Source organism: Nocardia sp. NPDC057455 (assembly GCF_042802775.1).
Lineage (GTDB): Bacteria > Actinomycetota > Actinomycetes > Mycobacteriales > Mycobacteriaceae > Nocardia.
Genome location: NZ_JBHVDM010000009.1, coordinates 90,362 through 112,867 on the forward strand (window position 1 = coordinate 90,362; position 22,506 = coordinate 112,867).

The window sequence follows — 22,506 nt, forward strand, 5'->3', positions numbered from 1 at the left end:
TCCCCGTTCGTCATGCTGTTATGGGCAACGGGGCAGGGGCGACGGGGCGGGCAGCATTCGACCGAAATGAGGAGTGCTCAATGGAAATGTCACCCCGGGAATTCGGAACCCTCGCTACGCGCTCCCGACGCTCGTGACCCCCGAATACGCCGACCTCGCCACATGCTTGTTCCTGACTTTAGCGGCCGGCGGATGAGAGATCAGATCCTGTTCAGCACGAACATCTGCGCCAACTGCGGGTAGCTGTTGTTGATGGCATATCGCTCCAGGTTCGACAACACCGCCTGTGCGTCGAAATCTTCGAACCCGACCAACTCGGCGGGTACGCCGTGGCAGAGTGTCAGACCGGATTGCTCGACAAGCCACCGCACCGACACGTTCGTTCCCCATTCATTGCGGCACCTGAGAGTGAACGGCTCGAGGTTCAGAAACAGATCCACAGACACCACGAATGCCCCACCAGGCCGCAGAATACGACGTACTTCGGTGAGAACCGCAACGATTTCATCGAGGGTCAGATGTTCTATGGTCGACAGGCAGTAGACCAGGTCAACCGAGTCCGCCGCGATGCGGGCGTCCCGGAGTGTTCCAACGTGCAGGCCCACTTGGGTGCCGAACCACTGGTTCATTTGCCGATGTGCCGCAACGGGATCCGCTATCGGAGTTTCCGGCGCACCGAACGGCAGAAACGGGTCGACATTGAGAACGGAAGCGCCGCACCGTGCGAGGACGAATTGGAAACCGGATAACGCGCCGCCGACCTCCACTACGTTCAGCCCTGGTTGCACCAGCCGGGCGTGAAATGCCCACGGATACTCCACGGATCGGGTCGTACTGTTGCGCTGTGCTGCGAAACAGCCTGCGGACAGAGCGTCAGCGCGCGATACAACGCGGTCGAATCGCAGCCGTTCGCTGCCGAAACCGAAGGGCGCGCCCCACTGGAGATTCCATTTGCGGTAGCTGTCCGGCAGCGCACGTCGGGCCAGCATTACGACCTGCTCGTGCTCGTACGAGACGCGCCCGCACGGTCGATCATCACCCGATAACAACGCTCCAACTCCTGTGCGGCCGCGCCCCAAGTCGGGAGCGGCCCACCGCTACCACGCCGCTGCCGCGGCACCGACACCAGGGCTTTGGCCGCGTCGGCGAAATCCGCCGGATCATCGGCTATATTCAGAACTTCTCGCTGTGCCGAGGCGAGACCCTCAGCGCCCACACTCGTGGTGATGATTGTCGCGCCTGCTCGAAGCGCCTCGAGCACTTTGACTTTCACGCCACCGCCTACCCGGATCGGGCAGACCACGACATGAGCCGAGCGGTAGAGCGCGTCGAGACTCGGCACGAGCCCGACTACTCGCACACCGGCGGCACGAGCGCGATCAGCCAATGTCCGCGAGCTCATATTCCCGACGAACGCGACGTCGAAATCCGTTGTTCCCGAATGCAACCGCGGCAGAATCTCGTCGAGAAACCATTCCGCTCCGTCACGGCTGGGCCAGTAGTCGAAATTGGCGACGTAGGCGATCAGAGGCGGTCCGGTCGTGCTCACCGGCACGCCTTCAGTGCCCACCCCTCGCGGTAGCGTCGGCTCGTGATCGGCGCCATTGCCCACCACGTGGACTTCGAGGTTTGCCTCGTCGGTCAGCATTCGCAATCGATCCTCCGGACTGACAGCGACAACGGATTCGGCGCGCCGCCACGCCTCCCGCTCGAAAGACCTGGTTCGAAGCACCTGCTCCAGCAACAGCTGTCGACACATGCGGTCGATCGTCAACTCTGCTCGCTGTCGTAAGAGCGCATGCTCGACATTCTGAGTCCCGAGCAGGATCGGTCCGGGCCAACCGCCGGGCAGATGCTGCATGAGGTAGTAGCCTTCGACGTGGACGACGTCGGGCCGGTGCCGACGCAGACCACGTGCTATCTCCGCTGGTGCGAATGCCGACGCGTGACGCGCAACGTGCCATGGTCGTGCATCGCCGTCGATCGGCGGAACTTCGGGGGCTTGAATATCAGTCGGCACCAATCTTATTCCGTGACATCGAGAGCGTAGGCGCCTCACCAACTGGCGATCCTCATCAAATGTCTTTGTCACACAGATCATTTCGACGTGATGCTGGTCAGCTATACGCTCCATCAACTCCAGTTCGCGGCGTCGTCCGCCGCTGGTCGCCACATGGGGCAGGTGGCTGGTGACGACAGTTATCCGAAGGACTTCCTTCATCGCGCCGTCAGCCATTCCGCCACGCTCGCAGCCCTGCGGTGTCCGATTTCGCCCAGAATCATCTGCGCCTCCTCCCCGAAGCGGCGTCCCTGTTCGCCGGTTGCGGCCCGTGCGAGTCCAAACAGGGCGAGCCCCAGCAGATCGCGGCGTTCACGCTGCTCCGCGATGCGCCTGGCCTGCTCGAATGCGGTTTGAGCGTCCGTGACATCGCCCGTCGACAGAAAGACCTCGCCGAACTCGAGTTCCATCAGCGCCGTGTGAATCCCGCCCGGTTCCCGTGCTGCCCGCTCCCGTCCCTCCTGCAGAGAAGCCAATGCCTCCGGGAACCGTCCGGCCAGCCGGTACATGCGAGCGCGGTATTCCAAGGCGTCGAGCAGGGGCTCCGACATCGCGCCCTTCCGTGCGATGTTCTCCGCTTGTTCCAGGTGCTCGGCAGCCTCCGGCCTTTCCGCATCGATCTCGATGTCGGCCAAAGCGCCGAGGCATCGACTCATCTTCTCCTCGTGACCGAAACGGTGCGCGAGTTCGAGTCCATACCGGAACTGCTGCTCGGCCTCATCGGTCTGTCCGGCGTCGCGCAGCGCATGGCCGAGATTCGCCGCAATCGACATTCGCTCCCGGTGGCCTGTGCGCTCGGCGAGCACGATCGCCTCACGGCAGAACTCGATCGATTCACCGTATCGGCACCGCCGACGCGCCACTACCGCGAGTCCCTGTAAACCGTCGATCATCCGGTCGGCACGACCTTCGGCCCGAGCGAGTGCCAGGCATTCGCGAAAGCTTTCCTCGGCCGCCCCCACATCTTCGGCCGTGACCTGCATCCAGCCGCGCACCTGCAGCAAGTCCGCTGCGACCGCCGGCTCGCCCACCGAGCGCGCGACTTCAACGCCGCGGTTCAGGGTCGCCAGTGATGTCTCGAGCCGACCACTCACACCCAGCGACCAGCCAAGACCATGCAGCGCCAGTGCCTCGGACCGTACTGAATCGATTTGCCCCGCAGTGATCTTCGCCTGCTCGAAGTGATCGATCGCTTCCGGGATCCGACCCTGCATGGCGGTCACCCAGCCCAGACCGATTCGGATGTCGATCGACAGTTGACTCCGGGGCCGCGCCAGCCGCATCGCCTGCGTGAGATACCGGTTCGACTCGGCGAGATCGCCGCGTTTGTCGTGCACGCGACCGAGGTAGTACACGAGTTGCACGTCGTCGGGCCCCAGCTGGTCGAATGTGGGCAGTACTCGCTCGAGCTGCTCACCAGCGAGCGTGTACAGCCCGCGTGCGTCCAAGAAGTTGAACAGCGCCAGGACGCCGCGCTTGACCAGATCATTCTCCCGCTGCTCACTGGCCGTGCGGAACGCCTCGAGAATCACGGGCAGCTCGCGTTCCAGATCCTCGAAATCTTCCCGATGGGATTCGACGTACTCGACGAAGTAGTTGATCATCCGAATATTCACCTCGGGATGTGGTGTCAGAGCCGCCCGTGCGTAATCGCTGATCGTTTGGTGCAGTGTGTATCTCCCAGGACCGACAGGCTCCAGTAGGCCCGAGTCGGTAAGCTCATCCAACTCCGCCTCCGTCGTACCGCCGACTGCGATCACCGCATCCTCACCGATGCTGACCGGCTTCGGCGGGAAGACACCGAGATCGCCCAGCAAGCACCGAGCCGGTTCGGTGAGAGCGTCGACGCTGAGTTGGATGATCGACTGCAGCGACAGTGGTGTGCCTTCGCCCAGACCGGGATGCCGGTTCAGGATGCCGATCGGCGCAGTCAGCCGCAGCAGATCGCCGTGATCCTGGCTCAGTCGGCGAACCGCGGTTCGGATTCGCCGTGGCTGTCTGGTGTGCTCGGCCACCCTCAACTGCCTACCGATCAGAGACAGCGCGAGCGGCAATCCCCCGGAAAGCCGGATCAAATCGCCTACTGCGGCGGGTTCGGTGGCGACTGCGATCGGGGCCAGCCGACGTAGCATCTCTCTTGAATCGGTATCGCTCAGCTCGCTCAGTGTGCAAAGTTCGCCGTCACCGAATCGGAGCGCAACCTCTGGAATCCGAGTCGTCAGCAGATGCGCGCAGTTCGGTCCGCCGATGCGCAGCGTGAGCGCGTCCCCGATATGCCACGCGTCATCGATCACGATGAGCATGCGCCGGAGTCCGATCGCATCTCGAATCTGGGCGGCGCGGCTGGTCAGCGCCACCTGCTCGCCGGCCTGCTGTGCCAACCCCAGTGCTGACGACCAGGCTGCCAGCGCCGCGCGCAGGTCCGGTTCGCGCCCCAATCCGTACCAGAGGACGCCATCGGAAAATCTGCCGAGCACCAGCGGATCGTGCGCCAGCGCGATGGCAATGGCGGTCTTCCCGACACCCGGCAATCCGTTCACCGCGGAAATCGGCAGATTCTCACCCGACAGCAAACGCCCACGAAGGGTCGCGAAATCGCCATCACGCCCGACAAGCGAATTCTCCGCCATTGGCGGTGCCAGATATGGAACGGTCGGTCGACCGTCGTCGAAAACGAGGGTGACTGTGTTGTTGTTCCCCTGGACGACTCCCTGAACTGTCTCCGCCACGACCTGATTGGGCCGCCCAGCCGAAGTCGCCATAGAACTCAGCTTCCAGACGGAGGCTGCTGACCGAACGTCATGGACACCTGATTGCTATTTCCCTGGACCAGTCCTTGCACATCGCCTGCGACAGTGATCTGGAATCTTCCGGCCTCGGCCTCCTCGGGGAGGAGCAGCGTCATCAATTCTTGAGCCTTACGAACGAGTTCGACATCCTTGGCGGCGTCGGCGGCTGTGAGCTCCGTTTCCAACGGCCCGCGCCAAACGTCGGGTTGTTCTTCGTGTCGAGTCAGAATCAGTTCACCACCCGGACGACGCGCGAACAACCGGGCGACCTGCGCCTTCAGCCCGGCGTACAGGCTCCGGACCGCATCCGTCGCCGACTCTTGGAGGCTGGCAGCGGCTCCTGCAGCCAGCGCTGCGGCAATGAGCGTTACGGGGTCCATCGGACACCCCTCTCCGAATCTGCACACTCGATGGCTTTTAGTCCGAAACAAGTTCCGCTGCCCCATACCCCACGGGCTACACCGAACAAGCATATCCATCGAAAGCGTTGCCCTCAGGGGTTTTCGGCCCGGCAGCCCGGTTCAGCCAGAGCGGACGGGGTGTGCGGTCGCCCCTCGGCATCAGGCTCCACTCGACAGGTCCTTGCCGATGCCGCTCATGATCAGCCGAGAAAACGGCCTTCGGCGAGAGCGCAGTGTGGATCCATGACTGAGACAATGATCATCGGCGGCGGTTCCGGGATGGGATTCGCGCTCGCCCGTGTCCTCGTGGCCGAGGGCGTGACCATCGTCGGCCGATCCATCGACCGGCTCGCCACGGCGCGCGCGGATCTGGAGCAAGCCGGGAGCGGCCGGGTCCAGACCAGACGAGCCGACATCGGTCGGGAGGAAGACGTCGCCGAACTGTTCGCCGGAGACCAACAGGTGGATCGCGTGGCTGTCACCGCTGCCGATATCGCGGGTTCGTGACCGGTGTCGGGGCCCCGAACCCGCACATTCTCATCGCGACCACCCGTGATCGCGGCTGGTCAGCCGTCGCCAGCAGACACCACACATGCGGACGCATCAAGGAGTGCGTAGCCGAGATGTCCCCCCAGCCAGCTCGGCCAGCTCTTCCCTGCGCAGCCTCGGACTCGCCGATGGGTATGGCCGCGTTCGAGGCCCGCTCCTTCCGGAGTCGATTGTTCTCGGCGGCTGCGCAGAAACCCGCCGAGATCATTCGTTCGTGTGTTGGCCACCAATCCATCATCGTGCCGGTCACCAGCGCCTGCCTGCCGGCCCGCACGAGTTGGACCACACACACGGCTTTGGGGGAGCGACCGAAAACGGGCCTTATGCGGCCGTTCCGCGCGTGGAGTGAGCGCGCGGCTTGGCGCGCGACTGCCCTTGCGCCGCACTGCCGTTGCGACGGCCGCTACCTTGGCGCGGTCCGCCACTGCCCCTGCGCGGTCCGCCATTACTACGGTACGGTCCGCTGCTGCGGCGGTCGTCTTCACGTGCCGCCCGCTCGCTGTAGGAGGGCGCAACGAATGGGGCGATCGTGCCGACGAGCTCGGCCACCACGGGCGAATCGGCGGTGACACGTTGCGGGGTCACAGTGATCTTGGCCTTGCGCATGAGGTCGGCCAGGTCGCGTCGTTCGCCGGGCAGCACCAGGGTGATCACTTCACCGGAGTTGCCGGCCCGCGCGGTACGGCCCGAACGGTGCAGGTACGCCTTGTGTTCGGCGGGCGGATCGACGTGCACGACCAGCTCGACACCGTCGACGTGCACGCCGCGCGCGGCCACATCGGTCGCCACCAGCACCAGGGCATCACCGGCGGCGAAGACCGCGAGGTTGCGGTCGCGGGCGCCCTGTGAGAGGTTGCCGTGCAGATCGACGGCCGGAATTCCGGCGAGGGTCAGCTGCTTGGCCAGTTTGCGAGCCTGATGTTTGGTGCGCATGAACAGGATTCGCCGACCCGAGCCCGAGGCGAGCCGGTGTACGACCTCGCGCTTGGCTTCGACGCTCGCGGTTTCAAAAACATGATGGGTCATGGCGGCGACCGGGGAGTTCGCCTCATCGACGGAATGCAACTTGGCATCCGGCAGGAAGCGGCTGACCAGCTTGTTGACGCCGTTATCCAGGGTGGCCGAGAACAGCAGGCGCTGACCGTCATTCGGGGTGGCCGTGAGAATGCGGGTCACGCCTGGCAGGAACCCGAGGTCGGCCATGTGGTCGGCCTCGTCGACCACGGTGACCTCGACGGCATCCAGGGAGATCAAACGCTGGTTCATCAGATCCTCGAGCCGGCCGGGGCAGGCGACGACAATGTCGACACCGGCGCGCAGCGCCCGGACCTGCCGGTTCTGCGGGACCCCACCGAAAATCGTGGTGACGGTCATGCGATAGGCCGCGGCGAGGGGTTCCAGCGCGGCCGTGATCTGGGTGGCCAATTCCCGAGTCGGCGCCAGCACCAGGCCGGTCGGGCGGCTCGGTGCGCGCCGACCGGCGAGACCGCCGCCGAGACGGTTGACCATCGGGATGGCGAAGGCGAGCGTTTTGCCGCTGCCGGTCCGGCCACGGCCCAGTATGTTTCGTCCGGCCAGCGAATCGGGCAGGGTGTCGGTCTGGATCGGGAAGGGTTCGGTGATCCCGGCGCGACTCAACGCCTTCACCAGCGGTGCGCTCACGCCGAGCGCGGCAAAAGAGATGTCAGCAGAACTCATAGGTGTTGCGGTGCCTTTCGGGCATCAGGTGGTGCCCGAGCCGTCTGCGGACCTTCCGGGTCCGCGCCGGGGGCACGAAATGGCGAGATTGCCGATGGGCAAAATCGATCGCCGTAAGAAGAGCGGATGCGGCAAGCGCTGGTTGCGCAGCGAATGCGATTTACGACGCTTTGGCGTGACAGGTCACGCACTTGATCAACAATAGCCTGTGATGGACGGTTCGTACTCATCGGGTGATGTTTCTCGCCTCTGGCCAGGGCTGGGCCCCCAGGCTCGTGCTCGCCCGCCCCTGCGAAAGCGGACCCTCGGACGCCCGTCGCCCAGCTGCGTACGGCGCCCGACCTCGCTGCCGTCCCGGTGGCGGTCGAGCTCCGCATCGCAGGCCGGGCCCGCACGCGATAGCGCTGTCGTAGTGCTCAGCGGATCGAGACAGCCTGGCTCAGTGCCCCCGCTGATCAGTGAGAGCCGAGTAGCGACCCACCGCCGATGCCGTAGCTCCCGCCGACGACCCGACCGCGAGCGGCGGTAACGGTGATGAGCCGCCCGGCGGGGCGAGGACGTGGGACGCGTTCGCGGCTCGCGGTCCGGGCACACAGCCGCACTCCGAGCGGGAGCAGTAGGCCGGCGGCGATCAGTGAACACCGCACCCGAGACTCCGATGCGCGGTGGCCGCTGTCTGCGGTATCTCGTGGACCAGGTGTACGACGGCGTGCCGTCCGGGGCGACGAGGTCACGCCCGCGCGCACCGTGTAATCGGCCTGACCGCTGAGCCGCGACTGTCGGCCGGTGCGTCCGTCTCACGGCTGGTCCGTCTGAGGAAGCGGACTCGCATCTATCCGGGTGTGAGCACACCTTCTTCCGAGAGGAACCTTTCGATGACCAATCACCTGTTCAACGACCTCGCTGACCGCGTCCGGGGTGTGCGATGACCGCCCCGGCCGTTGTGGTCGAGGATCTGCATGTCGCCTACGGCAAAACCTGGGCGCTCGACGGTGTCGACCTGGAGGTTGCTGCTGGGGCGACGCTGGGGGTGCTGGGCCACAACGGTGCGGGCAAGACCACCCTGATCCGCGCTCTCACCACCTTGGTGCGGCCCACCGTCGGCCGCGTGCAGATCGGTGGCCTCGACGTGATCGCCGACGCCACCGAGGTTCGCCGCCGGATCGGGGTGACCGGTCAATACGCCGGACTCGACGAGTTCCTCACCGCCCGGGAAAATCTCGAGCTGATCGGCCGCTTGGCCGGGCTGCGCCGCGCCGCCCGCACACGAGCCGACGTGCTGATCGACCGGCTCGGGCTGGGGGAGTACGCCACCCGGCGGGTCGGGGAACTCTCGGGCGGCTCCCGCCGTCGAGTCGATCTGGCCGCCAGCCTCGTCGCCGACCCGTCGGTGCTGTTCCTCGACGAGCCGACCACCGGTCTGGACCCCTTGGCCCGTGCCGGACTGTGGGAGGTCGTCGAGGAACTCACCACCGCGGGCACCACAGTGGTGCTGACCACCCAGTACCTCGAGGAAGCCGACCGGCTCGCCGACCACATCGTGGTCTTGAGCCGTGGCCGGGTCGCCGCCCGTGGCACGCCCGCCGAGCTGAAACGGATCGTCGGCGGCAAGGTGCTGCATGCCACCGTCCCCACCCGCCAGATCGAGGCTCTGCCGTTCACCCCGGAAGTCGACCGGGTCGACGGCACCCGGGTGCGGGTGTCGGTCACCGTCGACGACGCCCGCACCGCGACCGCGCTGGTCGCCGACCTGCACCACGGTGGCATCGACGTCACAGACCTGGATGTGACCTCCCCGAGCCTCGACGACGTCTTCACCCACCTCGCCCACACCACAGGAGCCCACCGATGACCACCACCACGACCGCGATCGGCAGTTCCCCGATCGTCGACCAGCTCGCCGCCCTGACCGTCCGGAACCTGCGCACCAGCGCCCGCGTGCCACAGCTGCTGATGTTCTCGCTGACCATGCCGATGGCGATGCTCGTACTGTTCAGCCAAGTGTTCCGCAGCGTCGCCGCCGGACCCGGCTTCCCGGCCGGGGTCGGCTACATCGACTTCCTCACCCCGGCCATGCTCGCGGTCTCCACGGTGATGGCCGGCACCAACGCCGGAGTCTCCGCCGCGATCGATCACACCAACGGCCTGCACGACCGCTTCGCGGCCCTGCCGATGCGGGCGACGTTGCCCGGGATGGCTCGCACCATCAACGAGGCCGTATTCACCCTCGCGCGAGCTGCGCTGCTCGGGATCGCCGCCGTGCTACTGGGTTTCGACTTCCACGGCAACGGCGTCGATGCCGTGTCCGCGGTCCTAATTCTGGTGGTGCTGGCGGGGGCGATGAGCGCCCTGTTCGGCCTGATCGGGGATCGGCTGCGCCGCCCGGACGTTGTGCAGTTCGCCGGAATGATGGTGATGATGCCGCTGATGTTCGTCTCGAGTGCGTTCGCACCGATCCAGACCATGCCCGGCTGGATGCAGGCTATGGCGACGGTGAATCCGGTCGCACACGCCACCGACGCGCTACGCGGGCACGTGCTCGGCACCGACACCGCCGCCGACACCGCCACCGCCCTGGTCGCGGCGATCGGACTGTGGGCCGCGGTCACCACAATCCCCGTGCTCACCCGCCTGCTTCGGTCGGCCCACGCTCGCTGAACGACGACGCACCCGCCTCGCCTCTTCCCCCGTCGGGGATAAGACGAGGCGGGTTTCGCGTGTGCGCTGTCTGCCTGGAACCGAGCACGCTGATGGCCCCTACCCGGCGAAGGAGGCAGGGGCGCGTGAGGTGTGCTGTTTCAGCGGATACGCCCGGTGCAGACGTCGATGGCGCTCATGTGGTGGCGTCGAGCAGATGCAGTTCCTCGGCCACGATCAGATCGACCTCTTCGTCGGTCAGATCCGACAACAGATGTGTCGTGAGCATCGCTCTCACCTCCTCACCGCGCTTATCGGTCGGTCGAATCGGAGATTCCGATATCGACTTCGACACCCATACAGACGTGACACTCGGGATCGGGACGCACGGGTGCGTCCGATCGGGTTCATCACCGTCAGTACGTGCGATGACGAATCAAAGGCTCGCCACCGCGCCAGCAGGCGAGGATGCTGGAGACGGAGAGGAACCACGATCATGAGCCAGCCAACGGCCACCACCGCGACCACACCACAGCCGCAACCCGGTGATCTCGATCAACTCTGGCGCCGCTTCTCCAGCGATCTGCGGGCCTTCATCGCCCGCCGGGTCTCCCGCCCGCAAGACGCCGAGGACATCCTGTCGATCGTGTTCCTGCGAATGGCGAAAAGTTTGGACAATCTGCGCGAGCAGGACCGGCTGCTGGGCTGGATGTATGCCATCACCCGCAACGCGATCACCGACTACTACCGGTCCGCGCCCCATCGCCGCGAACTCCCTGTCGACGCCATCCCGGACAAACCCCTTACGGGCGAGAATGAACTCGACACCGACGCGGCGGCGGAGAAAGAACTCGCCTCCTGCCTGGCGCCGATGCTTGCCCGGCTGCCCGCCGAGCAGGCGGCCGCGGTGCGGATGGTCGACCTCGACGCCCGCACGCACACCGCTGCTGCCGTTGAGGCGGGTATCTCGGTGTCCGGGATGAAGTCCCGTGTCCAACGTGGCCGCGCCGCCCTCCAAGCCCAATTGCACGCCTGCTGTCAGATCAGCCAGGACCGCACCGGCCACGTGCACGACTACCAACCCCGCAGCGGGACATGCGGCGGCGGAGCCTGCGCCTGTGGAGCCACACCACCCTCCGACCAGTAGACCGGCACACCGGCTCGGCAACGGCGACCGGTCACCGGCACATCACCACGCCACGACCGGACACAGGTGCGGTGCGAGCCGCTCGAGGCTCGCACCGCACCGTGCCGGGCGAGGGCTACTGACAGCCGCACCCGCCGTCGGCCGTCACCGCCGGACCGCAACACGTCGCCTTCTCGCTGAGAGCGCAGCACGTGGTCTGTTGTTCGGTGCTGCAACACGTCGGCACCGCAGTTTGCGGTGGTGCGTCGGCTTGATGTGTCGCCGGGGACTCGAACTCATTCGGGTTGGTCATGGTGACTCCTCGATTCCATGGGGACAGGCACCAGGACAGACGGAGAAGAACAGGAAAGGACGCATTGAGTCGGTCCGCGAATTCTGACGTGGGTTGTTCACCGAATTCGACAGCACCCCGAGCGGTCGTGGTGTGAAACTTGTTCGCCAACGTGGGGCGGCCGTGGCGGGCGGGTCACTGGTGACGCCAGACCTTGACCGCGGGGATGAGCAGCACGGCAGCGATGGCGGGGATGAGCGCCGGTCCGGGGACTGTTGTTGCCGATGGCTGTGTCAGCTGATGACGGCGTCGTAGGCGGCCATCAGGATGCTGAGGGCTCGGGCATTGTCGTCGCTCCGCGGCGTAACGGCCATGAGGTGATGACGGATAAGACGTGAAGCCGCCGGTGTTCTCGAAACATCCAGCGGCGAGGGCCCGGCACCCGGGCATGCCGATCACTGTGCAAACTCAGAGGGGAAATTCATGCGCTCAGTCGCAAAATTGGCCACGACCGCCGCTGCCGCCGTAGTGGCCTGTGCTCCGGCGTTCGTCTTCGCCGGTACCGCCTCGGCCGAGGCGGTGAACCTTCCGGTCCTCTACACCACGGCGACGGAAGCGGGCCTGTGCTACGGGACGATTCGCGGAAACGTTGACCAGGACTCCTCCCAGGGACTCCACCTCACCAGCGCCTTCGAGGGCATCGGCACCTGCGCGACCACCGCCTACGTCTCCTGGCACAACATCGACACCGGTGCGCGCGGAAACACCACCATCAAACTGGTCGGCTCGTGGTACAACTCCGCCACGATCCCCTCCGGGCCGGGTCACGTCGAATTGACCGTCACCACAAAAGAATTCTTCCACTCGCCGGATTCGGTCCAGGTGCAGTACGTCATCCCCGGATAGACCTACCGGTGGGCGACGCCCGCGCTGCACGATTGCTCGGCTTCGCGCTTCACCGCCTCGAGGACAATCGTAGACATTGCGGTGCAACGATATTCGGGTGTGACCGTTTGTGGCATCGAGTATCCGCGTAGGAGAGCCGAAGCTCGTGGGGGCGAGCCAGCCGCAGGTGGTAAAGCTCTGGTGGTGCGCTCGTCGCGCTTGGAGTTCGACGATGCGATCGAGATCGCGAACTCTTCTTGCCAGACCTTCTCCACGCCATGGACGATAGACACTGCAGGATCCGGCGGTGGGCGGCTACAGATCCGGTTGTCCGGTCCTGACATCTAGGCGGTCATGGCCCGTCGCAGCACTGATACGAGCCGGTCAGCGACTTGCTCGTCCGGCAGGCCCGGGTGGTTCAGCGCCCAGCGGTCCGCCGCCGCGAACAAGGCGGCCGTGACCGTGGAAAGCCATCCGTCATCGTCGGTGGACAGACCCAGGTCTACTACGTTGGCCACGAACGCCTGGATCCATGGGTCGGCTTCGGTATTCAGTTGCGCCGCCGCGGCCAGAACTGCCCGGTCCTCGGGGTTCTTTCGAAGGTAGGTGAGCAGGCTCGTGGAGCCCTCGGCGACTTGCCGCCAGATTTCTTGCACCGTGGACGCCTCTTGCCAAGGGCCGAGAATCGCAAGCGTTCTCAGCGCCGCGTCAGCCGCGACCGCGGCGAAGAGGTCGTCTTTCCCGTCGAAGTAGTGATAAGCCGAGGTCTTCGAGATTCCCGCGTCGGCGATGATCTGGTTGAACGACGCCGCGTCCTTGCCGTCGCGCGCGAAGTGATCGCGGGCGACGGTCAGGATCGCCTCCTTGACCGGCGTCGGCAGGCGCTCAAACCGTGGCAAGGGCATCAGTCGGCCGCACTTCCAGCATCGAAGCCGCCCGCGTGGTCTGAACCCAGTGCGTGAGCCACAGCACGACGGCCACGGCACCACCGAGGTACCCGGGCCGGCCGGGACAGAGCGACAGAATCTGGAACCCGCACCAGCAGTACCCTACCCGTGTCCACCGCTGTGCAATCCGCTGTGGCAATCGGCCGTCGGCGGAAAGGCCGGCCGAGATATTGCCCACGATGAAGAAGTCCTCGACGAAATTGAACGGGATCGCGAACATCCACCAGACCGAGCGAGGCGATACCGGCCGCGCTTGTGGGCGGACCAGGGTCAGTAACCGCTGCAGCTGACGGCAGTAGAGCGCGACCAAGCCGAAGAATCCGAGGATTCCGATGAGCCCACCAGGCCAGCCCAGCGCCCAGACCTCACCCAGGATGCCGCTGCCCAACCCCGGCGCCCAAAGGGGGTATGTCAACAGCACGGTTACCACTGCGGTGCCGCCCAGCCTGATTGTCCATCGCATATCAATAGCGTACTACTAGTGTGTACTACTAGTACACGCTAGTGTCGGGACAGGCGCCCGCGAGGTGGGCGCCGGGCCGGAGGAGGCCGTTGGCGACGATGATTCGCACCCGGCAAGGGCTGCATTCGCCGGAGCGGCAGGCCGCCTCGGGGCGAATATCGTTGTCTTCCAGGGCATCCAGCAGCAGTCGCTTCCGTGGGTGCGGATGGATGTATCGCCGACGGCGGGGGTGACTTCTTCGACGGAGCCCACGTCGGCGGGCCAGTGTGATTGCGCGGTCGAATCGTTCGGAACGCCAATGGCTTCGAAACGGATTCGCACATTGGCCGGGAGCCGCCGCGCACATGCCACGGCTCGGATTCGAAATAGCGAACAGCATCAGCGCCAAATCTTCGAACGGCCAGTGTCACGTCGGCGCCTGCCGCGGCCGGCGCTCGCGCGGTGTATCGGTGAAAACGGTTCCCGCGGGTGCGGCCACGTCGGTCTCGCTGGCCGCTTCTCCGCTGGCCGAGGTTCTGGGCGGGGCGAGCACGGCATCGATGAGGCGTCGTGCCGCCGCGTCGCAGCGTTGCGAATCGCCGGTGACGAGCCGGTCCAGCAAGATCCCTTTGAGGCCCGAGGCCAGGGCGGTCGCGTCGATACGAGCGTGCAGCGGATCCCGTCCTGCGGAGATGAGAAGCTCAGCTGCGTAGTCCACCCAAGCCAGAATCACGTCGCGGGCTGCGGGGTGTTCGGCCGCATCGGGGGTTAGGCCGGCGGCGAGCAGGTGGTACATGACCGTGAAGTGCGTGCGCTGTTCGACCGCTGTCATAGCCGCCCACACTGACGCGGCGGCCTCGGCAGGACTCGGAGCGGGGGAACTGGTGAGCTGTTGTCGCATTTGTCGCCGATGCTCGGCGAAGGCGGCAGACAGTAGTTGCTCGCGGCCGCCGAAATAGTGCACGAGCATTCGAGCGCTCGTGCCGATGCGGTCGGCCAGGCGGCGCAGAGTGAAGTCGACAAGGCCGTGGCGGGCGAAGTCGTCGAGTGCGGCTCGCAGAAGTTCGTCGCGTCGTGAGGAGTCGGTGCGATTCGGGTCTTGGTTGGCCACCCCTTGACTGTAACACTTGTTACACCTAGGGTTTTCAATCATGGATGTAACAAGTGCTTCATCGCCTCGGGTAAAAGCTGAAATCGCCGAATACACGGCGTTCATGCTGCTGACGGCGCTGCCCGACTGGCTTGCTCTGAGCCGGCCGGAGCGGCGTCGCATCGCCGATTCCGCCCTCCGTTCCGCACTCGCCGACCGGCCACGCACGGCGATGCGGTTCTTCGACGCCGAGGCCTTCAGCGCCCGGTGCAGCGACATAGCTGTGTTCACCACCACCGACCTGGCCGAGTACTACCTGGTGATCGAACGGCTGCGCGATTCCGCACTGTTCACCACGCCCTACTTCCGGGTCGAGGATCTGATCTTGGCCATGGAAGACGGGCACAGGGCCGCGGAATGAGCGCGACAATCTCCCCGCGGTCGGCATTGGTCACCGGCGGTAGCAGCGGCGTCGGCTTCGCACTGGCCCAGCAACTCACCGCGGCCGGCTACCACGTCCTGATCTGTGGCCGTGACCCCGACCGGCTCGCGAACGCGGCCACGCTCATCGCGGGTCTGCAAACCGTGTGTGCGAATCTGGCAGACCCCGCTGACGTGGATCGCCTCGCCTCGATCGCGGCCGCGATGCCCGGGTTGGATCTGGTGATCAACAATGCCGCAGTGCAATTCGATCGGCAGTGGATGGCTGCGAACGCTGATGAACTGGTCAGCGACCTGAGCGAGGAACTGGCGGCGAACCTGGCCGCACCACTGCGCCTGACCGCACGGCTGCTTCCGGCACTGGCCGCCGCCCCATGCGCGACGTTCGTCAACATCACCTCGGCGCTAGGGGTGGTGCCCAAAAGCTCTGCCCCGGTCTATTGCGCGGCCAAAGCCGGCTTGATCGCCGCAACCATTTCCCTGCGACACCAACTCGCTCGCGATGCCCCTACCGTCCGCGTCGTTGACGCAATGCTGCCGTTGGTCGATACCGCAATGACCGCCGGGCGCGGACGCGGCAAGATCAGCCCCGCCGCAGCGGCGGCAGCGGTGCTGGCAGGACTACAAAAGCGACGCGTGCGTCGGATCCGGGTCGGCCTTGTCCGCGTGCTGCTAGGTATTCACCGGCTCTCACCTGCATTAGCGGGACGGCTCGTCTCCGACTGACCGGCTATAGCCGAACGCATGTGTTGTCGCGGGCGGCCCATCGGTGAACGTGTGCCGGTCAAGTCAGGTGACCTGGTCGCTGGTGTAGAAGTTGTCCGCACCACGGGAGAGGTCGCCAGGGGCCAGGCCCGCGATCGGTGTCATGGGTGCGGCCGAGGTCGTGGACCCGCAACAAACTAGTTGTTGGAGCGTTGGATGGCACGTCGGACGAGGCCGCGGATGCCGGGGAGTTGGATGGCGCGGAGCATCAGTTCGCCGGCCCACACATGTGTGCGTGACGGTGGGGCGAATCGGCTGATTCCTTTCCGCGCCAGTGCCTGTCGTTTGTGTACTTCCGGGCGCAACGACGTCTCCCACGCGTCGAGAGCGGTGGGAATATCGTCGCCGTGTGCCGCCAGCGCGGCACCGAGCCGGTCGGCGCCGTCGAGCGCCAGAGCGGCACCGTAACCGGCGAATACCGTTACACACCATGCCGCGTCCCCGAGCAGGACGACTCGGTCGTGACTCCAGCGGTCCATCACGATTTGGCCGACTGAGTCGAAGTAGGCGGTGGCGGGGTCGGCCTCGAGTTGGTGAAGGGCGTCGGCGACACCGCCTCCGAGATCCCCGAACGCTCGGGTGAGGGCGAGTGCGGCGCCGAGAGCCAGTTCGGTCTCAGGGTCGGGGCAGCGGTAGGTGAAGAACGCCGAGGACCGTTCCGGTCCCAGGTTCATCACCGCGGCCGTGCGTCCGGGTCCGATAAAGGTGGTGCCGAGGCCTCCTGGGATGTGCTCGGGAACTGTTTTCAGCGGAAGTGCGCCGACCATGTGGCCCAGGTCCACGAAATACTCTGGTTCGGCGCCGAATACGAGCTCGCGGACTCGGGAGTGCACGCCGTCGGCGCCGACGAGGAGTTCGGTGTGCAGGTGGGTGTCGTCACTGAGGGTGACCACGACTTCCCCGGCGGTCTGGGCGACGCCCTGCACGGTGGTGCCGAAACGGATGTCGGCAAGGTCGGCCACGGCGTCGTATAGCGCCGACTCCAAGTCGCCGCGAAACAAGCTCAGTGCCCGGTTCCCGACAGCAGCCTCGGTGACAGCGGCTGGAATCCTCAACTTCTCCCGGCCGTCCGCGTGGACGAGGACCGAGGTGAAGAACCCGATATCGCGCGCAGTCAACGCCGGTACGAGCCCGAGCCGCTCGGCAGCGGCATATCCGGGTCCGTGCAGGTTCACCAGGTAGCCGCTACTGCGACGACTCGGCGCGCGTTCGACCACGACCACGTCCCAGCCTTGCTGATGCAGCCGCAACGCGGCGGCCAAACCGGCGATACCGGCGCCGACGACCGCCGCCCGCCTGCCGGATGTCTCGGCCTTCTCGAGAGCTTCCACTTGCGACTCCTGGATTGATCCGTTGTCGGCGAATGCCATCCACGAGCTATCGCCATGCCGTCAACTAATAGTTGACGGCAACGCGATCGTCAACCTATGGTTGACGTATGGATCGACAGGTGCCACTGCGCGACGTGATCGTCACGATCGAGCGGGCCCACCCCGATAGCGGTCTGGGTCAGTTGGCAGCAGCAGTGATTCACGCTGCGCAGTGGTTATGGCCGGCCGATCAGCTGCTCGGCTATTTCGTGGACCGAGCCCGGCACGCAGACATACCCTGGGCGGAAATCGGCGCTCACCTCGGTATCTCCAGGCAGGCCGCGCAGAAGCGATTCGCGACCCGCGTCACAGAGCGCCATGCGGCTACCTCGCGGCTGTGACGAGCCGAATAGTGGTCGCGCGGCGGATAGGAGGAACCGAGATGCCAGAAACACCGATTGCCACCGGCGCCCCGGCCAGCCGTGGTGTCGTCGCCGGTCCGGTCCGGCTGGTGCACAGTGTTGACGACTTCGACGCGGTTCGGCCGGGCGATGTCATCGTCTGTCGCACGACCGATCCGTCGTGGACAGTGCTTCTCAGCGTTGCCGCCGCGGTGGTGACCGAAACCGGGGGAATCCTTTCCCATGCGGCAATCGTCGCCCGTGAGTACGGCATTCCAGCCGTGGTGGCGGCCGAGGGGGCGATGGAGGCTTTGGCGAATCATCGGATTATCTCGGTCGACGGGACCAATGGGCACGTTCATGCCGTTCGCTCAACCCGAGGTTGATGGCGCTTCACCAGGCATGGCTGCTCGACATGAAAGGGATGTCCAGGATGACGCACGTTTCACGCAGTTCGCTGCTCGCGTTGCACGCGATCCGCCTTGGCGGGTTCGTTGATACGCAGGCGGTGGCCGACAGGTACGGAATGCCTGTCGGCCTCGCCGAGTCGCACGCACGGGACTTCCGAGAGTGTGGTTGGATCAGCCGCTTCCGTTTCGGGGCGGACGCAGGGTGGTCGCTCACCGAGAGCGGGCGTGCGGAGAACGAGCGGCTACTCGCCGAGGAACTTTCCGAGTGTGGGGCAAAAGCGTCGGTGGAAGGCGTCTATCGCATGTTTCTCCCGCTCAACGCACGGTTGGTGCAGGCTTGCACCGCTTGGCAGCTGACCATCCTTCCCGACGGCAGCATGCAGGACAACGACCACGGGGACGCGCAGCGGGACCGGCGGATCCTGGCCGAACTGAGAAGCCTCGCAGAGGAATTGGTTCCGCTGACGATTCAGCTCACCGAACGACTCGCCCGGTTCTCCGGTTACGACACTCGGTTCGCCGCGGCACTTTCCCTGGCCGCCGACAATCCCGAGATGGTTACCGGCACCGAACACGATTCCGCTCACCGAGTTTGGTTCGAACTGCACGAAGATCTGCTTGCCACGCTGGGTATCGACAGGGCACGAACCTTCGGCCCGTAGAGGGTCTCCCGGGCGCGGTGGTGCGGGTGGTTAGCCGCGCGCTGCTCGAACAGCCGGTGCGGCTCTACGCACTGGAATCGGCTTTTACAGCACACTCGGCGGCGCGCACGGTGGCCACGGTTTCGATGCTGAATTGCTGGGTCATGGCATGCTCCCTCGCAGCAATGTGTGGGTTGATGCGTGAAGGCCTGTTTCCGGCCGGTGTTCTTCAGTCATCCAGGAAGTTGGCTACCTGGACTGCGAAGGTTTCGGCGTGCTGGAACAGGAAGCCATGACCGGCGTCACTGTATCCGAGCAGGGTGGCGTTACCGGTGTGTTCGGCGGCGGTGTAGGAAACCACGGCCGGTGTCATGATGTCGCGCAGGCCGGTGGCGTACAGGACCGGCTGATCGAGCGTCTCCAGGTCCGTCAGCACCTGCTCGAACGGGATCGACGCGTGCTTTCCGATCGCGGTGATCTGTCCTTTTCCTGCTGCCTCGGACACGCCGGGGCCGCCGTTGGCCAGTCGGGTGGTGATCCTGGCGAGGTATTGGTGCCCGGCGGTGCGGCCTGTGTCGGTCTGCGGGAAGAACAGGTACACGAGGTCCTCGCCGGTGACCTCTGGTTTGGTCATGGTGGCGAACACCTTCTCGTCCGGAGCGGGTGCGCCGGGCGTCTGCCCGCCGGGATTACATGCCGCCAACACCAGCTTGCGGACCAGGTCGGGTCGCCGCAGCGCCACCCGCTGGGCGACGGTGCCGCCCAGCGTCCAGCCGAGCAGATCGACCTCCGTCAGGCCGAGCGCCTCGATGAATTCGATTGCGCCCTCAACGAATCCGTCGGCCGAGTCGCGCGGTTCACCAGTCGTGTAGCCGACGCCGATATCGTCGAAGGTGATGACGTCGTGTTCGGCGGCCAGGTATTCCAGCAACTGCGGGTCCCACCAGTCGATGGTTGCGCGGACCCGGTTCAACAGAATCAGCGGGATGCCACCGCGCGGGCCGATGCGCCGATAAGTGAATGTGGCGGATGGAGCGTCCACGGTCAGGTTCTCGGCAGTGTCTGCCAGATAAATGCCCATGGCGAGCGTCGCTTCCTGTTGTGGTGTGGTTTCAGGCGGGGAGCCGGTTGAGCTTGCGAAGTTGCTGGTCGAACATGCGGGCGGGCACGAGGCGGCGCATGGTGGCGACCTGAGCGGTCCGGCCGACGGGGTAGCGCAGCTTCGGCTTGGTGTCGGTGGCTGCCGCGACGATCGCCTTGGCGACGAGAGCGGGATCGTCGCCGGTCTTGACCGCGTCGGCCATGTATTCCTCGAAGACCTGCCGGTGTGTGGCGTAGACGTCCAGGGGCTGGTCGGGCCGCACACTGTTGGCGTCGAAAGCGGTATTGGTCCACGCGGGTTCGATGAGCAGCGCGCGGACGCCGTATTCGCGGATCTCGTGGTCGAGGGATTCGGTGTAGCCCTCGACCGCGTACTTGGAGGCGGCGTAGACGGCCATATACGGCTGGGGCATGATCCCGACGACGGAGGAGATGTTGACGATGCGCCCGCTGCCTTGGGCGCGCATGTGCGGCAGTACAGCGTTGGTCATACGGATGACACCGAAAACGTTGATATCGAAGATGTTTTGCGCCTGCGTCGCGGAGCTTTCTTCGGCTGCGCCGGCCGAGCCGATGCCGGCGTTGTTGACCAGGACGTCGATCCGGCCGAAGCTGGCGATAACATGGTTGACCAGCGCGGTAACCGACTCGTCCTTCGTCACGTCGAGGTCGAGCAGGGTCACCTCGCCGGGCGGGGTCGGATTCGCGGTGCGGCGGCCGGTACCGATCACCCGGAAACCCGCAGCGACCAGCTCGAGAGCGGCTACTTTTCCGATACCGGAGGAAGCGCCGGTGACGAGGGCTACGGGGCGTGATGTGTTCATGGTGTGCTCCTGAATGTAGGGATTTGCGGGTGTTGGATGAGGTTCGCGCGCCCGCAAGGATCAAATTGCGTGTTGCTATCGGCGGGATCGCGTAGTCGAAGGCCATCCCGCCCAGCCATATCCGCAAGTGCACGTCCCTGCCGGGCAGCAACCACATCTCGGCCGTCATAGCTCATGGCTTTCTCGGGCAACACCGGACGGATACCGACTTCTCCGGGCAAGCCACTAGCCGCTCGCGCCGACGTGGGGGTAGAGGACCGACGGGTCGGCGGCGAGTCCGGCTTTGACCTGGCGGGTCAGGTCGTCGGCGATTACTTCCAGCGCGTCGGTTTCGATGCCGTCGAGGGCTTGGGTCGCGACGCTGTGCGCGGAAACTTTGGGGGCGTCGACTCCGGCGGTCAGATCGGTGTCGACGTAGCCGACATGCAGTCCGGTGACGCCGATACCGCGCGGCCGCAGGGCGAGGCGCAGGGCGTTGGTCTGAGACCACAGTGCCGCCTTGGACGCGCCGTAAGCATCGGTGCCAGGGACCGCTATCCAGGACAACGCCGAATGAATGGTCAAGATGTGGCCGCCGCCGTTGCTTTCCAGAATTGGGACGAGAGCGCGGGTGACATGCAGTGATCCGAAGAAGTTGATATCGAACTCGCGGCGGATGTCGGTGATCGGAGAATCGAGGAACGACGAGCCGAGTGCGGTGCCGGCATTGTTGATCAGGATCGTGACGTCGGGTGCTTGCTCGGCCAGCGCTGCCGCAGCATCTGGATCGGTCAGTTCCAGCGCGAGTGGGATCACGTCCGGGTGGGTGATGGTTCGGGGGTCACGGGCGGTGGCGTAAACCTTGGCGGCGCCGCGTGCGTGGAGCTGCTCCACCAGTGCCTTGCCGATGCCGCGGCTGCCGCCGGTGACGAGTGCTACCGAATCTTTGATGCTGGTCATAGGCCCAATCCTTTGTGGAAACCGATCTGTTTCCACCAGAGTAAACAGATCGGTTTCCAAAAGGCAAGGGGATGGGTAGTCTCAGTTTTATGACCGACCCGACACCGCCCGTCGCACCCGCCGGTGCCGCATCCACCCGCGACCGGTTGCTAGATACCGCCGCGCAACTGTTCTACGAACAGGGCGTCCACATCGGTGTCGACACGTTGTGCAAGGCCGCCGGTGTGTCCAAGCGCTCGATGTACAAATTGTTCGACAGCAAGGACGAGCTGGTGGCCGCGAGCCTGGAACGCATCGCGCCCGACTATCAGGCCGCCCTGCTACCGGCCGACGACGTCGGGTCACCACGCCGGCGGATTCTGCACGTCTTCGAACGATTGGAAGCTCTGGAACCGGTCCAAGATTTTCGCGGCTGTCCGTATGTAGCGGCGGCGGTCCAGCTCAAGTCACCCGAGCATCCCGCGAGTTCGATCGCCCGTCGGCAAAAGGACGGGCTCACCTCGTTCTTTCAGTACGAGGCCGAACGCGGCGGCGCGCACGACCCCGGCCTGCTCGCCCGGCAGCTGACCCTCGTATTCGACGGAGCCAGTGCCCGGTCTGTCGTGCAAGCACACAGTCTCGACGGCCTGGCCATAGCGACCGCCACCACACTCCTCGCCGCCGCGGGCGTCGGCGATTCCCTGCCAACCGACGGTTTCGCCCAGAATGCGACAAGCTCCGAAAATATCGACGCCGATCGCTGATTCGGCACGCTGCGAA

Annotated in this window: 24 protein-coding genes; 11 read left to right on the forward strand and 13 right to left on the reverse strand. The window is 65.4% G+C overall.

The window, feature by feature from the left end; translation table 11 throughout:
- Positions 1 to 200 precede the first annotated feature (200 nt).
- From ACFU5M_RS05785 to ACFU5M_RS05800, 4 genes are read right to left on the reverse strand one after another with little or no spacing between them, the layout of a single operon-like run.
- Entirely contained in the window at positions 201 to 989 is a 789-nt protein-coding gene (locus ACFU5M_RS05785; RefSeq protein WP_379044322.1) for a class I SAM-dependent methyltransferase, read from the reverse strand.
- Positions 989 to 2,236 (reverse strand): glycosyltransferase, encoded by a 1,248-nt coding sequence (locus ACFU5M_RS05790; RefSeq protein WP_379044325.1) that lies wholly within the window; start codon positions 2,234 to 2,236, stop codon positions 989 to 991. The genes ACFU5M_RS05785 and ACFU5M_RS05790 overlap by 1 nt, the downstream gene beginning before the upstream one ends.
- Positions 2,218 to 4,788: a tetratricopeptide repeat protein gene (locus ACFU5M_RS05795; protein WP_379044328.1), complete on the reverse strand. Its 2,571-nt coding sequence runs from the start codon at positions 4,786 to 4,788 to the stop codon at positions 2,218 to 2,220. Before ACFU5M_RS05795 ends, ACFU5M_RS05790 begins: the two co-directional genes overlap by 19 nt.
- A 38-nt stretch (positions 4,789 to 4,826) precedes the next feature.
- Positions 4,827 to 5,228: a hypothetical protein gene (locus ACFU5M_RS05800; protein WP_379044332.1), complete on the reverse strand. Its 402-nt coding sequence runs from the start codon at positions 5,226 to 5,228 to the stop codon at positions 4,827 to 4,829.
- Positions 5,229 to 5,492: 264 nt separating this feature from the next.
- Between ACFU5M_RS05800 and ACFU5M_RS05805 the strand changes: the two genes are divergently transcribed.
- Positions 5,493 to 5,756 (forward strand): SDR family NAD(P)-dependent oxidoreductase, encoded by a 264-nt coding sequence (locus ACFU5M_RS05805; protein ID WP_379044335.1) that lies wholly within the window; start codon positions 5,493 to 5,495, stop codon positions 5,754 to 5,756.
- 363 nt (positions 5,757 to 6,119) lie between these two features.
- Here the strand turns inward: ACFU5M_RS05805 and ACFU5M_RS05810 are convergent, their stop codons facing one another.
- Positions 6,120 to 7,496 carry a DEAD/DEAH box helicase gene (locus ACFU5M_RS05810; protein ID WP_379044338.1) on the reverse strand — a complete coding sequence of 459 codons (1,377 nt, stop codon included), beginning with the start codon at positions 7,494 to 7,496 and terminating at the stop codon, positions 6,120 to 6,122.
- 925 nt (positions 7,497 to 8,421) lie between these two features.
- Here ACFU5M_RS05810 and ACFU5M_RS05815 point away from each other — a divergent pair.
- From ACFU5M_RS05815 to ACFU5M_RS05830, 4 genes are all read left to right on the forward strand, one after another.
- Positions 8,422 to 9,348: an ATP-binding cassette domain-containing protein gene (locus tag ACFU5M_RS05815; RefSeq protein ID WP_379044341.1), complete on the forward strand. Its 927-nt coding sequence runs from the start codon at positions 8,422 to 8,424 to the stop codon at positions 9,346 to 9,348.
- Positions 9,345 to 10,154, forward strand: a complete 810-nt coding sequence (locus tag ACFU5M_RS05820) for an ABC transporter permease (protein ID WP_379044344.1) — start codon at positions 9,345 to 9,347, stop codon at positions 10,152 to 10,154. Before ACFU5M_RS05815 ends, ACFU5M_RS05820 begins: the two co-directional genes overlap by 4 nt.
- 475 nt (positions 10,155 to 10,629) lie before the next feature.
- A complete protein-coding gene (locus ACFU5M_RS05825) occupies positions 10,630 to 11,280 on the forward strand; it encodes a sigma-70 family RNA polymerase sigma factor (RefSeq protein WP_379044347.1) in 651 nt (216 codons plus the stop codon).
- A gap of 754 nt (positions 11,281 to 12,034) precedes the next feature.
- Positions 12,035 to 12,457: a hypothetical protein gene (locus ACFU5M_RS05830; protein WP_379044350.1), complete on the forward strand. Its 423-nt coding sequence runs from the start codon at positions 12,035 to 12,037 to the stop codon at positions 12,455 to 12,457.
- Between the two features lie 323 nt (positions 12,458 to 12,780).
- Here ACFU5M_RS05830 and ACFU5M_RS05835 read toward each other — a convergent pair whose 3' ends face one another.
- From ACFU5M_RS05835 to ACFU5M_RS05850, 4 genes are read right to left on the reverse strand one after another with little or no spacing between them, the layout of a single operon-like run.
- Positions 12,781 to 13,335, reverse strand: coding sequence for a TetR/AcrR family transcriptional regulator (locus ACFU5M_RS05835; protein WP_379044353.1), 555 nt, complete (start codon positions 13,333 to 13,335; stop codon positions 12,781 to 12,783).
- On the reverse strand, positions 13,322 to 13,846 hold the full coding sequence (locus ACFU5M_RS05840) for a hypothetical protein (RefSeq protein WP_379044356.1): 525 nt from the start codon (positions 13,844 to 13,846) through the stop codon (positions 13,322 to 13,324). The genes ACFU5M_RS05835 and ACFU5M_RS05840 overlap by 14 nt, the downstream gene beginning before the upstream one ends.
- A 28-nt stretch (positions 13,847 to 13,874) precedes the next feature.
- Positions 13,875 to 14,225 carry a 2Fe-2S iron-sulfur cluster-binding protein gene (locus ACFU5M_RS05845; RefSeq protein WP_379044359.1) on the reverse strand — a complete coding sequence of 117 codons (351 nt, stop codon included), beginning with the start codon at positions 14,223 to 14,225 and terminating at the stop codon, positions 13,875 to 13,877.
- A 27-nt stretch (positions 14,226 to 14,252) separates the two neighbouring features.
- Complete coding sequence (locus ACFU5M_RS05850; protein ID WP_379044362.1) at positions 14,253 to 15,041, reverse strand: TetR/AcrR family transcriptional regulator; 789 nt, start codon at positions 15,039 to 15,041, stop codon at positions 14,253 to 14,255.
- Between ACFU5M_RS05850 and ACFU5M_RS05855 the strand changes: the two genes are divergently transcribed.
- Together ACFU5M_RS05855 and ACFU5M_RS05860 are read left to right on the forward strand one after the other, a co-directional pair.
- On the forward strand, positions 15,040 to 15,336 hold the full coding sequence (locus ACFU5M_RS05855) for a darcynin family protein (protein ID WP_379044365.1): 297 nt from the start codon (positions 15,040 to 15,042) through the stop codon (positions 15,334 to 15,336). The genes ACFU5M_RS05850 and ACFU5M_RS05855 overlap by 2 nt on opposite strands.
- Positions 15,333 to 16,082, forward strand: coding sequence for an SDR family NAD(P)-dependent oxidoreductase (locus ACFU5M_RS05860; protein ID WP_379044369.1), 750 nt, complete (start codon positions 15,333 to 15,335; stop codon positions 16,080 to 16,082). The genes ACFU5M_RS05855 and ACFU5M_RS05860 overlap by 4 nt, the downstream gene beginning before the upstream one ends.
- Positions 16,083 to 16,258: 176 nt before the next feature.
- Here the strand turns inward: ACFU5M_RS05860 and ACFU5M_RS05865 are convergent, their stop codons facing one another.
- Positions 16,259 to 17,452, reverse strand: coding sequence for an FAD-dependent oxidoreductase (locus ACFU5M_RS05865; protein WP_379044372.1), 1,194 nt, complete (start codon positions 17,450 to 17,452; stop codon positions 16,259 to 16,261).
- A 107-nt stretch (positions 17,453 to 17,559) separates the two neighbouring features.
- On the opposite strand from ACFU5M_RS05865, the gene ACFU5M_RS05870 reads away from it, so the two are divergent.
- From ACFU5M_RS05870 to ACFU5M_RS05880, 3 genes are read left to right on the forward strand one after another with little or no spacing between them, the layout of a single operon-like run.
- On the forward strand, positions 17,560 to 17,832 hold the full coding sequence (locus tag ACFU5M_RS05870; RefSeq protein ID WP_379044375.1) for a hypothetical protein: 273 nt from the start codon (positions 17,560 to 17,562) through the stop codon (positions 17,830 to 17,832).
- A 41-nt stretch (positions 17,833 to 17,873) separates the two neighbouring features.
- On the forward strand, positions 17,874 to 18,218 hold the full coding sequence (locus ACFU5M_RS05875; RefSeq protein ID WP_379044378.1) for a PEP-utilizing enzyme: 345 nt from the start codon (positions 17,874 to 17,876) through the stop codon (positions 18,216 to 18,218).
- A gap of 47 nt (positions 18,219 to 18,265) precedes the next feature.
- Positions 18,266 to 18,904, forward strand: a complete 639-nt coding sequence (locus ACFU5M_RS05880) for a hypothetical protein (protein ID WP_379044381.1) — start codon at positions 18,266 to 18,268, stop codon at positions 18,902 to 18,904.
- A 208-nt stretch (positions 18,905 to 19,112) separates the two neighbouring features.
- Here ACFU5M_RS05880 and ACFU5M_RS05885 read toward each other — a convergent pair whose 3' ends face one another.
- From ACFU5M_RS05885 to ACFU5M_RS05895, 3 genes are all read right to left on the reverse strand, one after another.
- The gene (locus tag ACFU5M_RS05885; protein WP_379044384.1) at positions 19,113 to 19,964 is read right to left on the reverse strand and encodes an alpha/beta hydrolase; all 852 of its coding nucleotides are present in this window, start codon (positions 19,962 to 19,964) and stop codon (positions 19,113 to 19,115) included.
- Positions 19,965 to 19,995: 31 nt separating this feature from the next.
- The gene (locus ACFU5M_RS05890; protein WP_379044387.1) at positions 19,996 to 20,808 is read right to left on the reverse strand and encodes an oxidoreductase; all 813 of its coding nucleotides are present in this window, start codon (positions 20,806 to 20,808) and stop codon (positions 19,996 to 19,998) included.
- Positions 20,809 to 21,033: 225 nt separating this feature from the next.
- Positions 21,034 to 21,747 (reverse strand): SDR family oxidoreductase, encoded by a 714-nt coding sequence (locus tag ACFU5M_RS05895; RefSeq protein ID WP_379044417.1) that lies wholly within the window; start codon positions 21,745 to 21,747, stop codon positions 21,034 to 21,036.
- A gap of 89 nt (positions 21,748 to 21,836) precedes the next feature.
- Here ACFU5M_RS05895 and ACFU5M_RS05900 point away from each other — a divergent pair, with 89 nt between their 5' ends.
- Positions 21,837 to 22,490 carry a TetR/AcrR family transcriptional regulator gene (locus ACFU5M_RS05900; RefSeq protein WP_379044390.1) on the forward strand — a complete coding sequence of 218 codons (654 nt, stop codon included), beginning with the start codon at positions 21,837 to 21,839 and terminating at the stop codon, positions 22,488 to 22,490.
- Positions 22,491 to 22,506: the final 16 nt, after the last annotated feature.